This is a genomic window from Micromonospora sp. WMMA1947 (assembly GCF_027497355.1).
Classification (GTDB): Bacteria; Actinomycetota; Actinomycetes; order Mycobacteriales; family Micromonosporaceae; genus Micromonospora.
The window spans coordinates 745,315-764,844 of record NZ_CP114909.1 but is presented as its reverse complement, the minus strand read 5'-3'; the positions used below and the strand labels follow the sequence as shown (position 1 = coordinate 764,844).

The following is a 19,530-nucleotide window of genomic DNA, read 5'->3' as shown; positions in this document are numbered from 1 at the left end:
TCACGTCAGCGGCCCCGCGACCGGCTCCGATCACTGCCCGTTCAGGTCCGGAGTGGACGCTTCGGGCGGAACCGTCGTGCCGACCAGCCCGGCGGCCCGGCGGTGCCGGCGCGCCGGTCGCGGCAGGCCGACCAGGAACTCCGGGAACATGCCGAAGAACGTGCGGGCGCTGCGCAGTTCCAGCGTGTGCGCCCGGGACCAGCGCACCGAGTTCGTCGCGCGGGCCCAGTGGTGGGTCCACCGCACGTCACCGAGCACCGCCACCGGCATCCCGTGCCGCCAGGCGCGCAGGCCCAGCTCGTGGTCCTCGTAGTAGAGGAAGAACCGCTCGTTCCACCCGCCCAGCGTGGTGACGTCGGCGGTCCGGCCGGCCACCGCCGCGCCCATGACCCAGGCGACGTGGCGGGTCTCGCCGGGCGCGGCCACCAGCCGGTACGAGGCGTGCAGCCGGGACAGCGGCCACACCCTCCGGTTGCCGACCTTCGCCGTCGCGTACGGGAAGCCGCGCCCGTTCGCCTGCGGCGTGCCGTCGGTGCCCAGCAGTTGCGGCGCGACCAGTCCGCCGTGCGTGTCCAGGTGCCGGGCCAGCGCGTCCAGGTCGTCCGGGCGCACCTCCAGGTCCGGGTTGGCGAACAGCACGTACCGGCCGGTCGCCTGGCGCAACGCGACGTTGTTGGCGCGGGCGAAGCCGACGTTCTCCGGCAGCCGGATCACCCGCGCGCCCAGCTCCTCGGCGACCGCCGCGGAGTCGTCGGCGGAGGCGTTGTCGACCACCAGCCACTCGTACGGCTTCGGGCCGCGCCAGCAGCGGCGCAGCGTCTCCGCCGAGTGGTAGGTGACTGTCACCACGGTCCACGGCTGCGCCGTCATCACGCCCTCCGAGCGGTCAGGTAGCCGAGCAGGGACGCGAACCCGAAGCGGGGCCCGGTCCACCGACGGCGGGCTGCCGGTCCCTCGGCCAGCCCGCGTCCGATGCCGCGCAGGAACGGCCGCAGCAGCCCCTGCCGGATCCGCCGGGCGGCCAGCGCGAGGTGCGCGAGCGCCAGTACCGGCACCGCGACGAGCAGCAGCGGCCAGGTGAACGTGCGGGACGCGACCAGCAGCCGGTTGCGGGCCAGCAGGAACGCCCGGAATCCCTGCAACCGGTCGTCGCCGTCCACGCTGTGCCCGCCGGCGTGCGGCAGCACCACGTCCAGACCGTGGGTGCGCAGTCCGGAGGCGTAGAGCCGGAACGCCAGGTCGGCGTCCTCGCCCCAGGCGAACAGGTGCTCGTCGAAGCCGCCGAACCGCTGGTACAGCGCGGTCGGGAAGACCGCCGCGCCACCGGACGGGCCGAGTGGGGCACGGCCGGCGGTGGCCCGCCTGTCGATGAACAGCGACACCGGGTTCAGGTCGATGCCCACGTACTCGCCGCCGCGCATGGCCAGGCCGACCGCGAGCGGGGCGTCCGGGTCGGCGGCGACGGCGGCGCAGATCCGGGCGAGCGCGTCGTCCGGCAGCCACACGTCCGGGTTCAGCAGCAGCAGATGGCTCGTGGTGACCGTCGCGGCGGCCCGGTTGCACCCGGCCGCGAAACCCGGGTTGGTGGCGTCGGGCAGGTACGCGTACCGGTCGGCGGGCAGGTGCCCGGCGATCACCTCGGCGCAGGCGTCGGTGGGCCAGTTGTCCGCGAAGACGAACCGGACCGGCAGGTCACCGGCGCTGCGGACCCAGGTCGGCAACGTCTCGGCGAGCATGCCGGCGGACCGGTAGAGGACGGTGGCCACGGTGAGCCCGTCGAAGGTCATGCCGTGCTCCTGCCCAGCCGGTGCAGCACCCAGAGGCCGGGCACCAGGCTCAGCCAGGTCGGATAGATCAGCGGATACAGCTCGTAGACGCCGAACAGCGCGAAGTAGACGACGAACGCGCGCGCCAGCTGCCCGGCCGGCGCGCGGGAGAACTCGAACCACCGCTCGGTCGCGCCCACCGCCAGCCCCAGCGCGGCCAGGAAGAACACCGCCCCCAGCGGGCCGTAGTCGAGCAGCGGGATGGCCACGAACGTCGCCGTGTTCATCAGGTACGGCTGGCTGAGCTGGGACGTCAGCCCGTACAGGTCCGCCTTGCCGACGATCGGCTCGACCCGGGAGCCGAGGAACGTCAGCGAGTAGGTGCCGTACCGGGGTTCCAGGTGCTCGCGCTGCGACCACACCCGCCCGAACGTCTCGGTGGACGAACTCAGCGACAGGTCCAGCGACCCGGCGCTGCTGGTCAGCGCGTTGCTGCCGTAGCGGGCCCGGAACTCGGTCTCGAACGCGCCGGTGCCGGCCATGGTGCGCTGCCCGCCGAGGAACACCGCCGCCCCGAGCGCCAGCGCGCCGATCAGCAGGACCACAGGGGTACGCGCGGCCAGGAACGACGCGGCCCGTCCCCGGGTACGGCGGACCGACAGCGCCGCGATCAGCGCCGGCGCGATGCCCACCAGCACCGAGTTCTTGCTCGCGCCGAGCGCCGCCCCGACGGTGAACACCGCCGTCAGCGCGTAGTAGACGGGCAGCGCCCGGCCCCGCGCGGACAGCGCGCGCAGCAGCGAGACGGCCATGCCGAGCGTCCACGCCTCGGACAACAACCCGATGATGAGGTTGGACTGTTCGCGCAGCACCTGCCGGGCGGCGTCCGGGTTGTCGGCGAGCAGCGGCGGCACCGTCCCCCGGAACCGGATCGCCGCGGTCACCACGGCGACGCCGAGCAGGACGAGCAGGTACGTCAGCAGGCGGCGCTCGGACGGCCAGGACAGCGCCGGACGGGACCGGTCGCCGTCCTCGTCCCGCCTGTCGATCAGCCGCCGCCCCGCCGCCCAGGCCAGCAGGAAGACGGTCACGTAACCGGCGAGCACCGGCAGCACGCCGCGACCGGCCCAGGAGTCGTACGGGCCGGGCAGCACCCGTACGGCGAGCAGCGCGGCGGTCCAGACGGCGGCGCAGGCGGCGAGCGCCCACATCCGCAGGCGCGCGGCGAACAGCGTGCCGACCGCCAGCGCGAGCGCGACGGCGATCCCGGTGTCGAGCGTGGCCAGCAGCGCCGCCGCGCCCAGCGCGAACGGGATCCCGACCGACCAGAGGCGTCGCTCAGCGGCTGTCACGGGCGACCGTCCGGTACAGGTCGTGCCAGTTGTCCACGCATCCGTCGAACGAGTGCCGCTGCGCGTACTGCCGGGCCAGCTCGCGCCGCCGCTCGTCCCACGCGACCGGATCCACCGCCGTCCGGACGGCGGCGGCGAGCGCCTGCGGCGTCAGCTCCGCCCGGTACGCGAGCACGCCGTCACCGGCGGCTGTCACCTCGGTCAGCCCGCCCGCGCCCGAGTGCACCACCGGCACACCCAGCGACATCGCCTCCAGCGCGCTGCGCCCGAACGCCTCCACCCGGGACGGCACCAGCAGGCAGTGCAGCCGTTGCAGGAACGGCGCGGCGTCGACCCGGCCGACCAGGTGCAGGTTCGGCCGCTCCCCGACGTCGACGGTGCCCGCGCCGGCGACCAGGATCTCCACGTCCGGCAGCGCCGCGGCGACGTCGGCGATCAGGTCGGCGCCCTTCTCCCGTTCCAGCCGGCCGAGGAAGCCGACCCGCACCGGGCCGTCCGGCGCGAGGCCGCCGGTGTCACCGACCTGCGGCCAGATGGCGGGCAGCGGATTCGGGATCACCCGCACGTCACGGATCCGCCCGCGTACCCGAAGCTCGTGGGCCTCGAAGTCGGAGACCGCGACCGTCGCGTGCGGCCGCAGCCGCCGGAACATCAGGTCGGTGCTGATGTTGGCCTGCACCGCGGCCTTGGCGCGCAGCGTCTCCGCCGCGTCGCGATACTGCCAGAGGCTGTTGTGCAGCGTCACCACGAGCGGCGTGCGGCGGCCCCGCACGCCCAGCCCGGCGCGGGCGTGCATCGCGGCGGAGAGCAGGTGCGCGCTCACCACGTCCGGCCGCAGCTCCTCGACCAGCGCGCGGATGCCGCGCGCGTACCCGAGGTCCACCCGCCTGGCCGCGCCCAGCCGACGCCACGGCACGCCCGCGTCCCGCAACGCCGCCGCCACCTCGTCCTCCGGAGTGGCCGCCACCACGTCGACGCCGCGGTCCGCGAGCGCCGGCAGCATCTCGATCAGGAAGCGTTCGGCGCCGCCGAGCTGCCGCCGCCCCGACCCGCCGGTGGTGCAGACGAACAGCACCCTCATCGGACGCCCATGCCTTCCAGGGCGCCGCGGGCGATCGCCCGCCGCGCGGCCCCGCCGCCCACCGCCGCCCGGGCGAGCACCCCCAGCGTGTACGCGGAGCAGGCCACCGTGCCCCGCCATCCGCCGAGTTCACGGCTGGCCCGGATGAACTCCCGGGTCTGCCGGCGGGAGATCTCCTCGGCCGCCCACCGCCGCTTCGCGCTCGCGTCGTCCTCGTGCGTCACGACGGCGTCCGGCAGGTACGCCAGGCGCAGCCCGAGCCGCCGCACCGCCCAGCACAGCCGCAGGTCCTCGGAGTAGAAGAACGACGACTCGTCCACCCCGCCGATCCGGTCCAGCGTCTCCCGCCGGACCGCCACGAACGGCCCGGAGAGCCAGTCGCCCCGTTCCGGCGGGGCCACGATCCGCAGCCTCGGGAACACCAGGCTGAGCCCGGTGGCGTGCGCGACACCGGTCCGCACGGTGAGGAACCGGCCGGCGGCGGTCTGGTCCCGCCCGGTCGCGTCGAGCACCTTCGGGAACGCCGCGCCGACGGCCGGGTCGTCCAGCTCGGCGGCCAGCCGCTCGATCGCGCCCGGCTGGACGAGGATGTCGTTGTTGGACAGGACCACCCGGGACCGGGTGCTGTGCCGGACGCCGAGGTTCATGCCCTTGGCGTAGCCCAGGTTCGTCTCCGAACGCACGTAGCGGGCGCCGGTCTCGGCGCACATCGCCCGCAGCTTGTCGCTGATCTCGGCGGCGCTGCCGTTGTCCACCACGACGGCTTCCACACCGTCTGGCAGCGAGCGGACGCAGCCGTCGGTGCGCTCGAAGTCTTCCCAGGTCAACACGACGATTGAGACGTCCACCGCTAGGCCATCCGATTGACGAGGAGGTGCGTGGACCGCTGGAGTCGCTGCCGGGTGCGCAACGCGTAGACGCCGTAGGCGACAGACGACGCGACCGCGGCGCCGAGCGCGCCGGCCCACGGGATGAGCAGAACGTACAGCACCACCGACACTGACATGGTGACCAGGGCCACGGCGGTGGTGGCCTGCTCGCCGGCGCGCTTGAGCAGCGCCGCGCTCCACGTCTTGCCGGCCGACAACGCCAGCGTCCCGGGCAGCAGGAGCAGCCCGAAGATCCAGGCGTCGCGGTAGTCGGGCGCCAGCACGCCGAGCACCGCCAGGCCGATCACGGCGAGCGCGGCGATCGGCAGCGCCGACCGGACGACCTCGCGGCCGTGGTCGCCGATCGCGTCCGGGTCACGCTCGGCGAGGATCCGCTGCGCCCGTACCACAGCGCCGGACTGCGCGAACTCCAGCGCGGCCACCGCCAGCGCGAACACACCGAGCGCGCCCGCACCGGCGAAGCGGGCCACCAGGACCTGGCTCAGCCGGTACGTCAGCATCTGCGCGCACACCCCGACGTGCAGCCGGCCCACCGCGAGCAGGTCGGCGCGGTACTCCGTACGCCCGGCCGTCGCCGCCGGCACCGGCCCGAACCGCCGCGCCCAGCCCAGCACCGCCACGCCGAGCACCGTCGCGGTGGCGACCTGCACGCCCAGCCAGAGCACGCTCCACAGGCCACCGTCGAGCCGGTGGCCCAGCCAGAGCAGCGCGTACCCGGCCACCAGCACCGCGCCGCCGAGCGCCCGCATGGTGTAGACGAACCAGAACCGCTTCAGGCGCAGGCCGAGCGACGCGGCGGTGTTGAACACGGTGAGCGCGCAGCCCGCCCCGATGCCCACCGGGTGGCTGCCCAGCCCGGCCAGCGTGGTCAGCAGCGCCGCGGCCAGCGCGGTGAGGCCGAGCGAGACGGTGAGGATGCCGGCGATCCACAGACGACCCCGCGACATGATCCAACCGGCCGGGCGGGACAGCAGGAACGTGTCGACGGACAGCCCGCCGAGGGCCGCGCCCACCGTGGCGCTGACCATGTTCGCCGCGAGTTCGCCGCGCTCCGCCGCCGGCAGCGTCACCGACACCAGTGCGGCGAGCCCGGTCAGGCCCAGGGCGACCAGATAGAGACGCTCGGGGGAGACGATCCGCCGGACCCGGGCTAACACCCGGCGCCCAGGCGCCGGCGTCGGCCGCGAGCCGACCACGCGGAATCCACTCGTCTTCCCCCAAGATGCGCGGATGTGTGCGGGCCTGTTCTACCCGACAAGAGCGGCACCGCGCAATGGACCCGGCGGGCGGGTACGCCCGCGGCGTTATGACGCCGGTAGGGTGACGCGTCGTGGACCTGGCCCACTTCCGCGACACGATCGGCAGGCGGTGGCCGATCGTGCTGGTGCTGACGCTGCTGTGCGGCGCGATCACCGGGGTTCTCGCCGACCGCCGGCCGCCGGTCTACCGGGCCGAGAGCCAGATGCTCGTCACGTTCGCCGCCGAGAAGTCGGCGGCGCCCCAGCCCCGCCCGCCGGCCGACGAGGCGGGCCGGCTGATGCAGCGGCGGGTGAAGACGTACGCCACCATGATGAACACGCCCCGGCTGACCCGCCCGGTGATCGACTCGCTCGGGCTGCCGTACACCACGGATGATCTGGCCGGCCGCATCGTTGCCTCGTCCGCTGTGGACTCGCTGGCGATCGACGTGGCGGTCACCGACCGGTCCGCCGCCACCGCCGCCGCGGTCGCCGCCGCGCTCGCCGCCGAACTGCAACGGATCGCCGAACGTGACCTGCCGCCCGCCGGGCTCGGGCTCAAGGCCCACGTCGCCGTGGTGCGGGCCGCCGCGCCGCCGCCGCGTCCGCAGCCCGCGCGGTGGCAGTGGTACGCCGCAGGTGGCGCACTCGGTGGCCTGGCCGTCGGGGTCGGCATCGCCCTGGTGCTCGGCTACCGCAGGGCCGGTACCCCGGTGAGCGCGGACGTGCGGACGCTCTGGGCGACGACGGTGCGTCGCCGTCCGGCCGACGCCGTCGCGGAACCGGGCGCGGCCGAGGAACCGGCCGGGGTGCCGGGTCAGGGCGACGGGCGGGTCTCCAACCCTTCGGTGAAGGAGCGGCAGGCGTCGTAGCCGGGCAGCACACCCGCCGCGCGTGTCTCGGCCAGGCTCGGTGCCGCCGCGTCCCGGTCGGACAACAGCGGCGTCGTCGCCGGCCAGTCGATTCCGAGGTCCGGATCCAGCGGGTGCACCGTGTGCTCGCCCGCCGGGTTGTACGTGGTGGAGCAGAGGTAGCTCAGCGTCGCGTCGTCGGTGAGCGCGCAGAACCCGTGCCCCAGCCCTTCGGCCAGGTAGACGGCCCGCCGCTCGGTGTCGTCGAGGCGTACCGCCTCCCACCGCCCGTACGTCGGCGAGCCGACCCGTACGTCGACCACCACGTCCAGCACCGCCCCGCGTACGCATGTCACGTACTTGGCCTGACCGGGCGGTACGTCGGCGAAGTGGATGCCGCGCACCACGTCCCGCGCGGAGACGGAGATGTTGGCCTGCGCCAGCCGCAGGGGATGACCGACCGCCTCGGCGAGCCGGTCGAAGCGGTACCACTCCAGGAACAGACCTCGCGGGTCGCCGTGCTGTTGCGGGGTCACCTCCCAGGCGCCCTCGATGCTCAGCGGACGGATCTTCACGACGGACTCCCCGAACCGGACCGATCGGCCAGCAGGCCCAGCAGATAGTCACCGTAACCGCTTCGGGTCAGCGGATGGGCCAGCATCCGCAGCCGCTCGTCGTCGATCAGCCCGGACCGCCAGGCGACCTCCTCGACGCAGCCGATCTTCATGCCCTGGCGCTCCTCGATCACCCGGACGAACTCGCCGGCCTGCATCATCGACGCGAACGTGCCGGTGTCCAGCCACGCGGTGCCCCGGTCGAGCACCGTCACCGTGAGCTCGCCCCACGTCCGGTACGTCTCGTTGACCGCGGTGATCTCCAGCTCGCCCCGGGCGCTCGGGGTCAGCTTGCGGGCGATGTCGACCACCCGGTTGTCGTAGAAGTAGAGGCCCGGGACCGCGTACCGGGACCGGGGGCGGGCCGGCTTCTCCTCGATCGACAGCACCCGGCCGGCGCCGTCGAACTCGACCACGCCGTAGTCCTGCGGGTTCGCCATCGGGTACGCGAAAATCCGCCCACCGGCCGGCTCACCGTGCTGGGCGAGCTGCCGGCCGAGCCCGGCGCCGTGGAAGATGTTGTCGCCGAGGATCAGCGCCACCGACTCGTCGCCGAGGAAGTCGGCGCCGAGCAGGAACGCCTGCGCGATGCCCTCCGGCCGGGGCTGCTCGGCGTACGCCAGCCGCAGCCCCCACTGGCTGCCGTCGCCGAGCAGCCGCTCGAACTGGGTGCGATCCTCCGGAGTGGTCACCACCAGGATCTCCCGCACCCCGGCCATCATCAGGGTGGAGAGCGGGTAGTAGACCATCGGCTTGTCGAACACCGGCATCAGTTGCTTGGAGACGGCCCGCGTGATCGGCCAGAGCCGGGATCCGGTGCCGCCGGCGAGAAGGATTCCGCGCACCCGCGGAGACTACCCGCGTCGACGCCGCCCCCGTGGCCCGTCGACGTCCCGCCCACGCTGCCGGTACGGCGTAGACTCCACGACCCGTGAGGATCCTCGTCACCGGCGGCGCCGGCTTCATCGGGTCGGAGTACGTGCGGATGCTGCTGGGCGTGCCCGGCGGCGACGCGGCCGGGGTGCCGGTCGAGGGCCCCGAGGCGCTGACCGTGCTGGACAAGCTGACCTACTCCGGCAACCTGGCGAACCTGGCGCCGGTGCGCGACGATCCCCGGCTGCGCTTCGTACGCGGCGACATCTGCGACCGCGCGCTGGTCGACGAGGTGGTGCCCGGCCACGACGTGATCGTCCACTTCGCCGCCGAGTCGCACGTGGACCGCTCGATCACCGGTGCCGCCCCGTTCGTCACCACGAACGTGCTCGGCACGCAGACGCTGCTGGACGCCGCGCTGCGGCACGGCACCCGCCGGTTCGTGCACGTCTCCACCGACGAGGTGTACGGCTCGATCGACTCCGGCTCCTGGACGGAGACCTGGCCGCTGGCGCCGAACTCCCCGTACTCCGCCTCGAAGGCCGGGTCGGATCTGCTGGCCCTGTCCTACCACCGCACCCACGGCCTGGACGTCGTGGTGACCCGCTGTTCCAACAACTACGGGCCGTACCAGTTCCCGGAGAAGGTCGTCCCGCTGTTCGTGACCAACCTGCTCGACGGCGGGACCGTGCCGCTGTACGGCGACGGCGGCAACATCCGGGACTGGCTGCACGTGCACGACCACTGCCGGGGCGTGGCGATGGTGCAGGAGAAGGGGCGGGCCGGCGAGGTCTACCACATCGGCGGCGGCACCGAGCTGACGAACCGGCAGCTCACCGAACGGCTCCTGGCGGCGTGCGGGGCCGGCTGGGACCGCGTCGTGCCGGTCACCGACCGCAAGGGCCACGACCGTCGCTACTCGCTGGACATCAGCAAGATCAGCAGCGAGCTGGGGTACGCGCCGAGCATCGACCTCGACCGGGGCCTGGCCGAGACGGTCCGCTGGTACCGGGACAACCGGGCCTGGTGGGAGCCACTGAAGACGGCCGGCCACTGATGACCCGGGTCCTCGTCACCGGCGCGGGCGGAATGCTCGGGCGGGACCTGATCGCCGTGCTGCGGACCCGGCCCGACCTGTCGGTCACCGCCGCCGCCCGCGCCGACCTGGACGTCACCGACACCAGCGCGATCCGGGACGCGGTGGGCGGGCACGACGTGGTGCTCAACGCCGCGGCGTGGACCGACGTGGACGGCGCGGAGACCCGGGAGGCCGAGGCCACCGCCGTCAACGGCGACGCGGTAGCCGCGCTGGCCTGCGCCTGTGCCGTGTCCGGGGCGCGCCTCGTGCACGTCTCCACCGACTACGTGTTCGGCGGGGACGCCACCGAGCCGTACCCGGAGGACGCCCCGACCGGCCCGGTGAACGCGTACGGGCGCAGCAAGCTCGCCGGGGAACGCGCGGTGGCGCGGCTGCTGCCCGAGACCGGGTACGTCGTCCGCTCCGCGTGGCTCTACGCCACCCACGGGCGCAACTTCGTCACCACGATGCTGCGGCTCGCCGCCGAACGCGACCGGCTCGACGTGGTGGACGACCAGCGGGGCCAGCCCACCTGGTCGTACCGGCTCGCCGAGCGTCTCGTCGCGCTCGCCGACGCGGCGCTCGCAGGCGACGCGGCGCCCGGGACGTACCACGGCACGGCCGCCGGCGAGACGACCTGGTACGGCCTGGCCCGCGCCGTCTTCGCCCTGCGCGGCCTCGACCCGGACCGGGTCCGGCCGACCACGACCGACCGCTTCCCCCGCCCGGCGCCGCGCCCCCGCTACAGCGTGCTGGCGCACGGCCGGTGGGCCGCCGCGAAGCTGCCGCCGCCGGAGCACTGGCGGGCGGACCTGGTGCGGGCGCTGGCCGCCGGCGACAGCTAGCGGCCGCCGCCCCGGAAGACCTCGGCGACGGTACGCAGCACGATCTTGATGTCGAGCCAGAGCGACCAGTTCTCGACGTAGTAGTTGTCGAACCGCGCCCGGTCCGAGATCGGCGTGTCCCCGCGCAGGCCGCTGACCTGGGCCAGCCCGGTGAGCCCGACCGGTACCCGGTGCCGCATCGCGTACCTCGGGTATTCGATGGAGAACTTCTCCACGAAGTACGGCCGCTCCGGCCGGGGCCCCACCACGCTCATCTCACCGCGCAGGATGTTCCACAGCTGCGGCAGCTCGTCCAACGAGGTGCGCCGCATGAACCGGCCGATCGGCCCGACCCGCTCGTCGTGCGCGATGGACCAGGTGGTCTGCGACTCGTACTCGTCGGCGGGGCGCATGGACCGGAACTTGATCACGTGGAACGGCCTGCCGTACCGCCCGACGCGTTCCTGGCGGAAGAACACACCGCGACCGCCGTCGAGGAACGTGGCGGCGGCGCAGAGCAGCAGCAGCGGGCTCAGCACCACCAGGGCGGTCACCGCGAACACCACGTCCGAGGCGCGCTTGAGTCGCCACCGTGGACCGGTGAGCGTGGTGTCGCCGATCTTGATGATCGGAATGGCGCCGATGTGGTCGGGGTAGCCGCCCTGCGACCGCGACCCCCACAGGCGCGGCACCGCCCACAGGTCGCAGCGGGAACTCGCCGGACGCAGCAGCGCCTCCATCAGATCGGCCTCGGAGCAGTCCGGGTCCGCGATGACGAGGACCTCGCACTCCAGCATGTCGGCCAGCTTCTCCAGGTCGTCGATCGTGCCGATGAGCGGCAACGCGCCGATCCGCCCCCGGGACGGGGCGTCGACAGCGCCGACGAACCGCAGCCCGTACTGCGGGTACCGGCGCAACAGCCGGGCCAGCTCACCGCCGATCGGGCCGCCGCCGATCACTATCGCGTTGTGCTCCACCCACCGGCGCCTGCGGGCCAGCAGGATGAGCCGGCTGTTCAGCGCCCGCCCGACGATCACCAGGCCGGCGGAGAGCGCGACGCCGCGCATGAACCCGCTGACGTGCGGCACCGAGTCGTGCCGCAGCGCCGCGATGATGGCACCCACCGCGCCGGAGGCCAGCAGGCGGCCGCCGAGGCTCGGCAACTCGTCCAGGATGCTGATGTGCCGGCGCGGCCGGTACAGCCCGCCCGTGGCGAACAGGCCCACGGTGAGGGCCGCGTTGAACAGCGTGCCCCGCCAGTAGTCCTGGGTGAGCAGCAGCGGCGTGAGCAGCGCCGCGACGTCGATGGGCGCGGTGACCATCCAGGCCCGCAACCGTCGGGTACGCGTCGACGCGCGCGAACCCGCGTACGGCAGCACTGTCGTCGTGTCCATGCCGCTGTCCGCCGGCGTGTTCATCTGTGCACCGGACGGCGGCGCGGACGAATGCTCGAACGCCGGCAGGCGTGGCATGGTCGATCCTTCCCCGTGACGCCCCCGGCCCGGATGCAGAGACCGACGGCGATCGCAGGATACGAGCGGCCCCGCCCTGCCGCCAGCACCGGCATGACAGATCGACGTCCTACTTTCCGCTGATCGCCAGGATCTCGGGGACCGAGTCGCGGCGTACCGCGTCGAACAACTGCTTGGAACGCGTCGGATCCGGGAACACGACGCTCTCGCTGCCGACCCGGCCCGTTCCCTTCACCGGGCAGGTGAAGAACGTCAGGTTGCCGCCGCGCAGGCCACGTATCTCCATCGCGAGATCCACCAGCGACAGTGACTTGTCGACAGCCACCGAGTCGGACGTGGCGCGGACGAACGAGTTCAGCTTGGCCGGGTTGGTCAGCACGCCGCCGGAGGCGGCCTTGTCCAGAATGGCCTTGATCACCTGCTGCTGGTGTCGGATGCGCGCGAAGTCGCCGTCCGGGAAGGCGTGCCGCTCCCGCGCGTAGTCCAGCGCGGCGGCCCCGTCCATGGTTTGCCGGCCCTTCTCGAAGGTCCGGGTGCCGATCAGCGAGTACTTCGTGGTGAAGCCCTTCTCCACGTCGATCTCGACCCCGCCGAGCGCGTCGATGATCTCCTTGAAGCCGGCGAAGTCGACCATGGCGACGTTGTCCACGCGTACCCCGCTGAACTTCTCCACCGTCTGCACCATCAGCGGCACACCGCCCCAGGCGTACGCGGCATTGATCTTCGCGTCGCGGCCGCCGCGGCCCTCCTTCGACTTGGGGACGGCCGTCCAGGTGTCGCGGGGGATCGAGATGAGCTGGGCACTCGACCTGTCCTTCGGCAGGTGGGCCAGGATGATCGTGTCGCTGCGCGAGCCGCCGGTGCTCTCCGGGTCGCGGGAGTCGCTGCCCAGGATCATGATGTTCATGGCGCCCTTGGCCTCGACCTGCGGGCGCGACTCCTCCGGTACGCCCTCGAAGGCGTCGACCCGCTCGATCGAGTTGTCGACCGAGCGGTAGTAGAGGCCGCCGGCGAGGGCACCGCCGCCGGCGAGCAGCACCACCACCACCAGCACGATCAGGGCGATCCGCCGGCCCCGGCGGCGCCGCGGCGCCTTCTCCTCCGCCGGCCCGCCCGGCTCCACATCGGAGCCCTGCGCACGCGTGTCGGAATCGGTGAGCTGGTGGCGATCTGACATGCCGCGATGCTACTGATTCGCGTCGCACGATGTGGGCCCGCGACCGGACGGTGAGGTGTGGTGTCGGAGGTCCAGGGCCGCCGGAGCGAGGTGGGCCCGTTCCGGGCCTTGCCGCCGGGTGCCCGCCCGATCGATGATGGTGAGGAAGACCACATCGACCGAGGAGCCGAGATGCAGGTTCTCCACCAACCTCGGGTGGCGTGGGACGCCGCCCGGGTCATCGGCGGTGCGATTCACGACGAGCGCCTGTTCACCTGGCTCCGCGGCGAACTCGGCGCCCTGATGGGTCCCGCCACGGCGGCGGCCCTCGACGAGACCCGCGACCGGGTGCGCTGGGCGGGCGACGGGCGGCTGCCGGTCGAGACCGGCGTCTGGCGCGTACGCCTGGAGGACTCGCTGCGGCAGCAGCCCGATCTCGCCGGCGAACTGGCCGGCGTCGTGGCCGCCGTCCGCGCGGCGCGCCCGGCCTGATCGGCGCCCGCCCCGGTTTAGCTTTCGCTTAGCTCGCTTGTCCGGCGGCACGCCGGTCCGGCAGCATCGACCGGCGTGACCGACGGCACCGCACCCCCTCAACCGAGCACCGGCGACGCGCCCCGACCCGCCGTTGCGGACGGTCGCCGCCGTACCGCCCGGCACCGTCGCCGCCTCGCCGCCGCCGGTCTGGTCACCGTCGCCGCCGCGGTCGCGGTGACTCTCGCGGTACGCGGTGGCGCCGCCCCCGCCTGCGCCGCCCCGCCGCCGCGCGGTGCCGTGGCGCCCGTGGCCGCCCTTCCGCACGCCGCCGCCATGCCGGTGGCCGCCGCTCCGCCCATGGCTGCCGCCATGCCGGTGGCCGCCGCTCCTCCCACGGGCGGCGCGACGCGCAGCGGCAAGGCGACCTTCTACGACTCCAAGGGTGCCGGCGGTAACTGCTCCCGGCCCGCGGCGCCCGCCGACCGGATGTACGTCGCGCTCGGCCCGAGCGAGTACGCCTCCGGCGCCTCCTGCGGCGGCTACCTCGACGTCACCGGCCCGCGAGGCGCCGTCCGGGTGCTGGTGATGGACCAGTGCCCGGAGTGCGCGCCCGGTCACCTCGATCTCTCCGCCGAGGCGTTCGCCCGGATCGCCGACCCGGTGCAGGGGGTGGTGAAGGTCAGCTACCGCGCGGTGGTGAACCCGCCGTTGGCCGGGCCGCTCACCTTCCGGATGAAGGAGGGCTCGTCGCAGTGGTGGTTCGCCGTCCTGGTCGGTGACCACGGCAACCCGTTGCGCTCGGTCGAGGTGCGGCAGAACGGCTCGTGGCGGGCGGCGCAGCGGCAGGACTACAACTACTGGCTGATCGAGTCCGGCGCCGGTCCCGGCCCGTACGAGATCCGGGTCACCGACGTGTACGGCCACCGGGTGACCGCCTCCGGCATCCGGATGCTCCCCGGCCAGGTGCAGCGCAGCACGACCCGCATGTACGGCGCGAAGCCCGCCGCCCCGGCGCCGGCCCGGAAGAAGCCGACCCCCACGCCCCCGACCCCCACCACCAGTCCGGCAACGCCTCTGCCGTCCAGCCCCAGCACCGCCCCCACCCCGACCCTCACGGAGCCCGTGGTCCAGGCAGCCGCCGCCCCACCCACCCCCACCCCGTGTTCCTGACCCACCCTCCGTCCCGCCGCCCTCCGCCCCGCCCTCCTGCCGGCCGTCGCCGATCTTGCACTTCCGGCCCCCCGGTTGCCGGATAAGCACCTTTCGACCGGGCCCAAACCGCAAGATCGCCGCAAGCGGGCGGGCCGGCGCGAAACGACGACAGCACCCCAGCGTTGATCTTGCGGTTGTGGCCCCTGGATTGCCCAGGATGCGGCTTTTGTGGGGGCGGTAAGTGCAAGATCGGCGGGAGCGGGAGCGGGAGCGGGAGCGGGAGCGGGAGCGGGAGCGGGAGCGGGCGGGGCGAGGACGGGGGCGGGCGAGGGTGGGGTCAGGAGCAGGAGGTGGGGAGGTCTCGCCACATGAGGATCTCGTCTCGGGCGTCGGTGGGGGACAGGCGCAGCGCGCCCGGAAGACGGCCGACCTCCCGGTACCCGAGGCGCTTGTAGAAGCGGTCCAGCCCCAAGCCGTCGCGGACCGTCACGTGCAGCGCCGCCAGGCCGAGCTCTCGGGCGATCCGCTCGGCCTCGCGCATCAGCGCCGCGCCGTACCCGCGTCCCTGCGTGCCGGGATGCACCATGACGCGCTTGAGCACCCGCCAGTGCGTCTTGAGGTGGAACCGGTTGTCGGCGATGACCAGGACAGCGACCAGCCGGTCGCCCTCGTAGCCGGCGAGCAGGCGGTCCGGCCCGTCCGCGATCTCGTCGAGCGTGGCGGTGGCGAGCGGGCGGACCTCGTCCGCTGTCACCGGGGCGACGAATCCGACGGCGCCGCCGGCGTTCGTCACGTCCACCCAGAGCGCGATGATCTGTTCGCGCAGCTCGGGCGTCAGGTCGGGGTCGAGTACGAAGCGCAGGTCCACGTCGCCATCCTGCGCGGGGCGACACCGCCCCAACCCGCGTTCGTGACGTTCCCGACAGGCGCCGGGCGGAACCGGCGGTGGAACCGGGCGGAACCGGCGGCCGGACCGGGCGGAACCGACGGTCGGACTGGTAGGGCCGGCGGGATTCGAACCCGCACTGGTGCGGACCTAAACCGCATGCCTCTGCCGTTGGGCTACGGCCCCTCCACGGTGAACACCGTCGTTCTCCACGGCCATTCTGGCCGACGCCGCGGAAGCCCGCCGACCGGTGTCACAGCCTCCGGATCGTAGACCACTTCCGCCGCCGCCACTGCCGCCCCGCGGGCGCCGGCACGCGTGGCGATCCGCGACCTCAGTCGAGGCCGAGATCCCGGCGCAGCTTGGCGACGTGGCCGGTGGCCCGCACGTTGTAGAGCGCCCGCTCGATCTTGCCGTCCTCGTCCACCACGAACGTCGAGCGGATCACGCCGGTGACGGTGCGGCCGTACATCTGCTTCTCGCCGAACGCGCCGTACGCGGTCAGCACCGCCTTGTCCTCGTCGGAGACCAGCGGGAACGTGATGGCGTCCCGGTCGCGGAACTTCGCGAGCTTCGCCGGCTTGTCCGGCGAGATGCCGACCACCTCGTAGCCGGCCGCCTGGAGGGAGGCGAGGGAGTCCCGGAAGTCACATGCCTGCTTGGTGCAGCCGGGCGTCATGGCGGCCGGGTACGCGTACAGGACGACCTTGCGCCCGCGCAGGCCGGACAGGGACAGCGTGCCGCCGTCGTCGGTGGGGAGGGTGAACTCGGGGGCGGGGTCGCCGGGCTTGAGGCGGTCGGTCATGGCGGTGACGATACCGCCGGGCCGGTACGGCCGGCCGACGGCGACGCGCGGGCGGGGTGATCGCCATCATGAGGTTGTTGCCACATATTGGCAACTGTGCCTTCCTGGAAATACGCTGAGCGCGTGGACACCCTGGCGATGCACATCTCCAACGGGATCATCAACGGTCCTGTCGCCGCGATCTTCGCGGCCCTCGCGCTGGCCGCGCTCGCCTTCTGCGTGATGCGGGGGCGCGCCGACCTCGACGACCGGCTGGCCCCGATGGCCGGGCTGGTGGCGGCGTTCATCTTCGCCGTGCAGATGCTCAACTTCCCGATCTTCACCGCCGGGGTCAGCGGTCACCTGCTCGGCGGGGCGCTGGCCGCGCTGCTCGTCGGCCCCTGGGTCGGCGCGCTCTGCGTCGCCGTGGTGCTGATCGTGCAGGCCCTGGTCTTCGGTGACGGCGGGGTGGCGATGCTCGGCCTCAACATCACCAACATGGCGCTGCTCGGCACCGCCGCCGCGTACCTGCTGATCGCGCTGCTGCTGCGCGTGCTGCCGCGTACCCCGGCCGGGCTGGCGGTGACCGCGTTCGTCTCCGCGCTGGTCAGCGTGGTGGTCGCGTCCCAGGGCTTCGTCCTGCAGTACTGGCTGGGCGGCACCACCGACCTCGGCGGCAACCTCACCGGGCTGGCCGGCACCATGGCCGTCGCCCACCTGCTGATCGGCATCGGCGAGGGCCTGATCACCGCCACCACCGTGGTCACCGTCGCGAAGGTCCGGCCCGACCTGGTGTACGCGCTGCGCGCCCTCAAGCCGGCCACGCCGGCTCCCGCCGTCCCGGTCGCCGGAGGTGCCCGATGAACAAGCGTCACTGGTCGTTCCTGCTCGGCGGCCTGCTGGTGGCCCTCCTGCTGGCCGGCGTGGTCAGCAACTACGCCTCCTCGCACCCGGACGGCCTCGACTCGTCGCTGCTCAAGGGCTGCACGGTCAACGCCGACGACGAGATCACCGGCGGCAGCTGCCCGGCCCAGCAGGCCAAGGACCACGAGCTGGCGGACAGCCCGCTCGCCGACTACGGCGTACGCGGGATCGGCAACGACTTCGTCTCCACCGGCCTGTCCGGCGTACTCGGTGTGCTGCTGACCTTCGCGGTCGGCGGCGGCCTGTTCTGGCTGGCCCGCCGCCGCACCCCGGCGACGCCTGCCACTACCACCGCGAGCACCGACCCGGCGGACGAGGCAGCCCAGTCCACCGGCACACGCTGACCATGGGCGCCGGGCACGCCCACGTGCTCTACCGCGAGTCCGGCTCGCCGGTGCACCGGCTCCCGCCGGAGGTGAAGATCGCCGCGATGGTGCTGTTCACCGTCGCGGTGGTGGCCACGCCCCGGGAGGCGTACTGGGCCTTCGGCGGGTACGCCTTCCTGGTCGCCGTGGTGGCCGCGCTGGCCCGGGTCGGCCCGCGCTGGCTGCTCAGCCGGGCGCTGATCGAGCTGCCGTTCGTGCTGTTCGCGTTCGCGCTGCCGTTCCTCGGCGCCGGGGAGCGGGTCGAGGTGGCCGGGTTCGCCCTGTCCGTCGACGGTCTGCACGGCGCGTTCAACATCCTCGCGAAGGGCACGCTCGGCGTACTCGCGTCGCTTCTGCTGGCCGCGACCACGACGACGCGTGACCTGCTGCTCGGCCTGGACCGGCTGCGGTGCCCGCAGATCCTCACCCAGATCGCCACGTTCATGCTGCGCTACCTGGAGGTGCTGGTCGGCGAGGCCCGGCGGATGCGCGTGGCCCGGGTGTCGCGGGGCGACGACCCGCGGTTCCTGTGGCAGTTGCGCGGCTTCGCGGCCGGGGTCGGCACGCTGTTCCTGCGCGCGTTCGAGCGCGGCGAGCGGGTCTACCTGGCGATGCTCTCCCGCGGCTACACCGGCCGGATGCCGGCGGTGTGGCAGGGGGCCGGCGCGGCCACCGCCGGCCAGTGGGCGGCCGCCGCGACGGTGCCGGCGATCGCGGCCACCATCGCCGCCGTCGCGCTCGTCCTGCAATGATCGGGTACGTGCAGCAGCCGCCCTCCCTCGACGTCAGCGGCGTCCGGTACGCGTACCCGGACGGTCACGTCGCCCTGCACGGCGTGGACCTGACCGTCCCGCGCGGCGAGCGGGTGGCGCTGCTCGGGCCCAACGGCGCCGGCAAGACCACGCTCGTGCTGCACCTCAACGGCATCCTCACCCCGGCCGAGGGCACGGTGAGCGTCGGCGGCCTGACCGTCACCCGGGACCGGGACACGCTGGCCGAGGTACGCCGCCGCGTCGGCATCGTCTTCCAGGACCCGGACGACCAGCTGTTCCTGCCCACCGTCGCCGAGGACGTGGCGTTCGGGCCGGCCAACCTGGGTCTGCGCGGCGCCGAGCTGGCCGCCCGGGTCGACGAGGCGCTGGCGGCGGTCGGCATGAGCGAGCACCGGGACCGCGCGCCGCACCACCTGTCCTTCGGGCAGCGGCGCCGGGTGGCGGTGGCGACGGTGCTGGCGATGCGCCCGGAGATCCTGGTGCTGGACGAGCCGTCGTCGAACCTCGACCCGGCCGCACGCCGGGAACTGGCGGAGATCCTGCGCGCCCTGCCGGTGACGCTGCTCATGGTCACGCACGACCTGCCGTACGCGGCCGAGCTGTGCCCCCGCTCGGTGATCCTGGACGGCGGCCGTATCGTCGCCGACGCGCCCACGCTCGACCTGCTGTCCGACGAGGCACTGCTGACAGCCCACCGCCTGGAGCTCCCCTACGGCTTCGCCCCCCGCCCCACCTGACCCGCCCCTCGCCCGTCCCGCCCCGCCTTCTTCTCTTCCTCCTCCGCGATCTTGCACTTTCCGCCCGGGCATTCCGGGGCAGAAGCCGCAGACTCGGGGCGGCAACTGCAAGATCACGCCATCCAGGGGCGAGTGCGGCGGGGGTGGAACGTGATGGGTGTGTCTAGGGCGGTTTGACACTCGTGGTGTTCCACTCGGGCGTGCCCGGCGCTCACAGCTTGCGGTGATCTTGCGGTTGCG

Annotated in this window: 21 protein-coding genes and 1 tRNA gene; 9 read left to right on the top strand and 13 right to left on the bottom strand. The window is 73.4% G+C overall.

Going from position 1 to position 19,530, the window contains the following annotated elements:
- Positions 1–30: 30 nt before the first annotated feature.
- Genes O7604_RS03630 through O7604_RS03605 form a run of 6 tightly spaced genes read right to left on the bottom strand, consistent with a single transcriptional unit; the run spans position 31 to position 6,246 of the window.
- Positions 31–870 (bottom strand): glycosyltransferase, encoded by an 840-nt coding sequence (locus tag O7604_RS03630; protein ID WP_281578850.1) that lies wholly within the window; start codon positions 868–870, stop codon positions 31–33.
- Positions 870–1,787: a glycosyltransferase gene (locus O7604_RS03625; RefSeq protein WP_281578849.1), complete on the bottom strand. Its 918-nt coding sequence runs from the start codon at positions 1,785–1,787 to the stop codon at positions 870–872. Before O7604_RS03625 ends, O7604_RS03630 begins: the two co-directional genes overlap by 1 nt.
- Positions 1,784–3,118: a hypothetical protein gene (locus O7604_RS03620; RefSeq protein ID WP_281578848.1), complete on the bottom strand. Its 1,335-nt coding sequence runs from the start codon at positions 3,116–3,118 to the stop codon at positions 1,784–1,786. Before O7604_RS03620 ends, O7604_RS03625 begins: the two co-directional genes overlap by 4 nt.
- Complete coding sequence (locus O7604_RS03615; RefSeq protein WP_281578847.1) at positions 3,105–4,199, bottom strand: glycosyltransferase family 4 protein; 1,095 nt, start codon at positions 4,197–4,199, stop codon at positions 3,105–3,107. Before O7604_RS03615 ends, O7604_RS03620 begins: the two co-directional genes overlap by 14 nt.
- Positions 4,196–5,047 (bottom strand): glycosyltransferase family 2 protein, encoded by an 852-nt coding sequence (locus O7604_RS03610; RefSeq protein WP_281578846.1) that lies wholly within the window; start codon positions 5,045–5,047, stop codon positions 4,196–4,198. Before O7604_RS03610 ends, O7604_RS03615 begins: the two co-directional genes overlap by 4 nt.
- A gap of 2 nt (positions 5,048–5,049) precedes the next feature.
- The gene (locus tag O7604_RS03605) at positions 5,050–6,246 is read right to left on the bottom strand and encodes a hypothetical protein (RefSeq protein WP_269701773.1); all 1,197 of its coding nucleotides are present in this window, start codon (positions 6,244–6,246) and stop codon (positions 5,050–5,052) included.
- 173 nt (positions 6,247–6,419) lie between these two features.
- On the opposite strand from O7604_RS03605, the gene O7604_RS03600 reads away from it, so the two are divergent.
- Positions 6,420–7,199 (top strand): lipopolysaccharide biosynthesis protein, encoded by a 780-nt coding sequence (locus O7604_RS03600; RefSeq protein WP_281578845.1) that lies wholly within the window; start codon positions 6,420–6,422, stop codon positions 7,197–7,199.
- Here O7604_RS03600 and O7604_RS03595 read toward each other — a convergent pair.
- Positions 7,145–7,753, bottom strand: coding sequence for a dTDP-4-dehydrorhamnose 3,5-epimerase family protein (locus O7604_RS03595; RefSeq protein ID WP_281578844.1), 609 nt, complete (start codon positions 7,751–7,753; stop codon positions 7,145–7,147). The genes O7604_RS03600 and O7604_RS03595 overlap by 55 nt on opposite strands.
- Positions 7,750–8,637 carry a glucose-1-phosphate thymidylyltransferase RfbA gene (gene rfbA / locus O7604_RS03590; RefSeq protein WP_281578843.1) on the bottom strand — a complete coding sequence of 296 codons (888 nt, stop codon included), beginning with the start codon at positions 8,635–8,637 and terminating at the stop codon, positions 7,750–7,752. Before rfbA ends, O7604_RS03595 begins: the two co-directional genes overlap by 4 nt.
- Positions 8,638–8,723: 86 nt before the next feature.
- Here rfbA and rfbB point away from each other — a divergent pair, with 86 nt between their 5' ends.
- Together rfbB and rfbD are read left to right on the top strand one after the other, a co-directional pair.
- Positions 8,724–9,722: a dTDP-glucose 4,6-dehydratase gene (gene rfbB, locus O7604_RS03585; protein ID WP_281578842.1), complete on the top strand. Its 999-nt coding sequence runs from the start codon at positions 8,724–8,726 to the stop codon at positions 9,720–9,722.
- Positions 9,722–10,588: a dTDP-4-dehydrorhamnose reductase gene (gene rfbD, locus O7604_RS03580; RefSeq protein WP_281578841.1), complete on the top strand. Its 867-nt coding sequence runs from the start codon at positions 9,722–9,724 to the stop codon at positions 10,586–10,588. Before rfbB ends, rfbD begins: the two co-directional genes overlap by 1 nt.
- Here the strand turns inward: rfbD and O7604_RS03575 are convergent.
- Together O7604_RS03575 and O7604_RS03570 are read right to left on the bottom strand one after the other, a co-directional pair.
- On the bottom strand, positions 10,585–12,039 hold the full coding sequence (locus tag O7604_RS03575) for a sugar transferase (protein WP_269701762.1): 1,455 nt from the start codon (positions 12,037–12,039) through the stop codon (positions 10,585–10,587). The genes rfbD and O7604_RS03575 overlap by 4 nt on opposite strands.
- A gap of 109 nt (positions 12,040–12,148) precedes the next feature.
- Entirely contained in the window at positions 12,149–13,216 is a 1,068-nt protein-coding gene (locus O7604_RS03570; RefSeq protein WP_281578840.1) for an LCP family protein, read from the bottom strand.
- A 171-nt stretch (positions 13,217–13,387) separates the two neighbouring features.
- On the opposite strand from O7604_RS03570, the gene O7604_RS03565 reads away from it, so the two are divergent.
- Positions 13,388–13,687, top strand: a complete 300-nt coding sequence (locus tag O7604_RS03565) for a hypothetical protein (RefSeq protein ID WP_269701760.1) — start codon at positions 13,388–13,390, stop codon at positions 13,685–13,687.
- Between the two features lie 75 nt (positions 13,688–13,762).
- Entirely contained in the window at positions 13,763–14,839 is a 1,077-nt protein-coding gene (locus O7604_RS03560) for an expansin EXLX1 family cellulose-binding protein (protein WP_281578839.1), read from the top strand.
- 319 nt (positions 14,840–15,158) lie between these two features.
- Here the strand turns inward: O7604_RS03560 and O7604_RS03555 are convergent, their stop codons facing one another.
- The 3 genes from O7604_RS03555 to bcp form a co-directional block, all read right to left on the bottom strand.
- The gene (locus O7604_RS03555) at positions 15,159–15,689 is read right to left on the bottom strand and encodes a GNAT family N-acetyltransferase (RefSeq protein WP_281578838.1); all 531 of its coding nucleotides are present in this window, start codon (positions 15,687–15,689) and stop codon (positions 15,159–15,161) included.
- 128 nt (positions 15,690–15,817) lie between these two features.
- Positions 15,818–15,893 (bottom strand) — tRNA-Leu (locus tag O7604_RS03550).
- A 148-nt stretch (positions 15,894–16,041) separates the two neighbouring features.
- A complete protein-coding gene (gene bcp, locus O7604_RS03545) occupies positions 16,042–16,512 on the bottom strand; it encodes a thioredoxin-dependent thiol peroxidase (RefSeq protein WP_281578837.1) in 471 nt (156 codons plus the stop codon).
- Positions 16,513–16,635: 123 nt separating this feature from the next.
- Between bcp and O7604_RS03540 the strand changes: the two genes are divergently transcribed.
- The 4 genes from O7604_RS03540 to O7604_RS03525 are packed head-to-tail and all read left to right on the top strand — an operon-like array spanning position 16,636 to position 19,290.
- Positions 16,636–17,355 (top strand): energy-coupling factor ABC transporter permease, encoded by a 720-nt coding sequence (locus O7604_RS03540; RefSeq protein WP_281578836.1) that lies wholly within the window; start codon positions 16,636–16,638, stop codon positions 17,353–17,355.
- Positions 17,352–17,759 (top strand): PDGLE domain-containing protein, encoded by a 408-nt coding sequence (locus O7604_RS03535; RefSeq protein ID WP_281578835.1) that lies wholly within the window; start codon positions 17,352–17,354, stop codon positions 17,757–17,759. The genes O7604_RS03540 and O7604_RS03535 overlap by 4 nt, the downstream gene beginning before the upstream one ends.
- Before the next feature lie 2 nt (positions 17,760–17,761).
- Positions 17,762–18,532, top strand: a complete 771-nt coding sequence (cbiQ, locus tag O7604_RS03530; protein ID WP_281578834.1) for a cobalt ECF transporter T component CbiQ — start codon at positions 17,762–17,764, stop codon at positions 18,530–18,532.
- The gene (locus O7604_RS03525; protein WP_269701748.1) at positions 18,529–19,290 is read left to right on the top strand and encodes an ABC transporter ATP-binding protein; all 762 of its coding nucleotides are present in this window, start codon (positions 18,529–18,531) and stop codon (positions 19,288–19,290) included. Before cbiQ ends, O7604_RS03525 begins: the two co-directional genes overlap by 4 nt.
- Positions 19,291–19,530 lie beyond the last annotated feature (240 nt).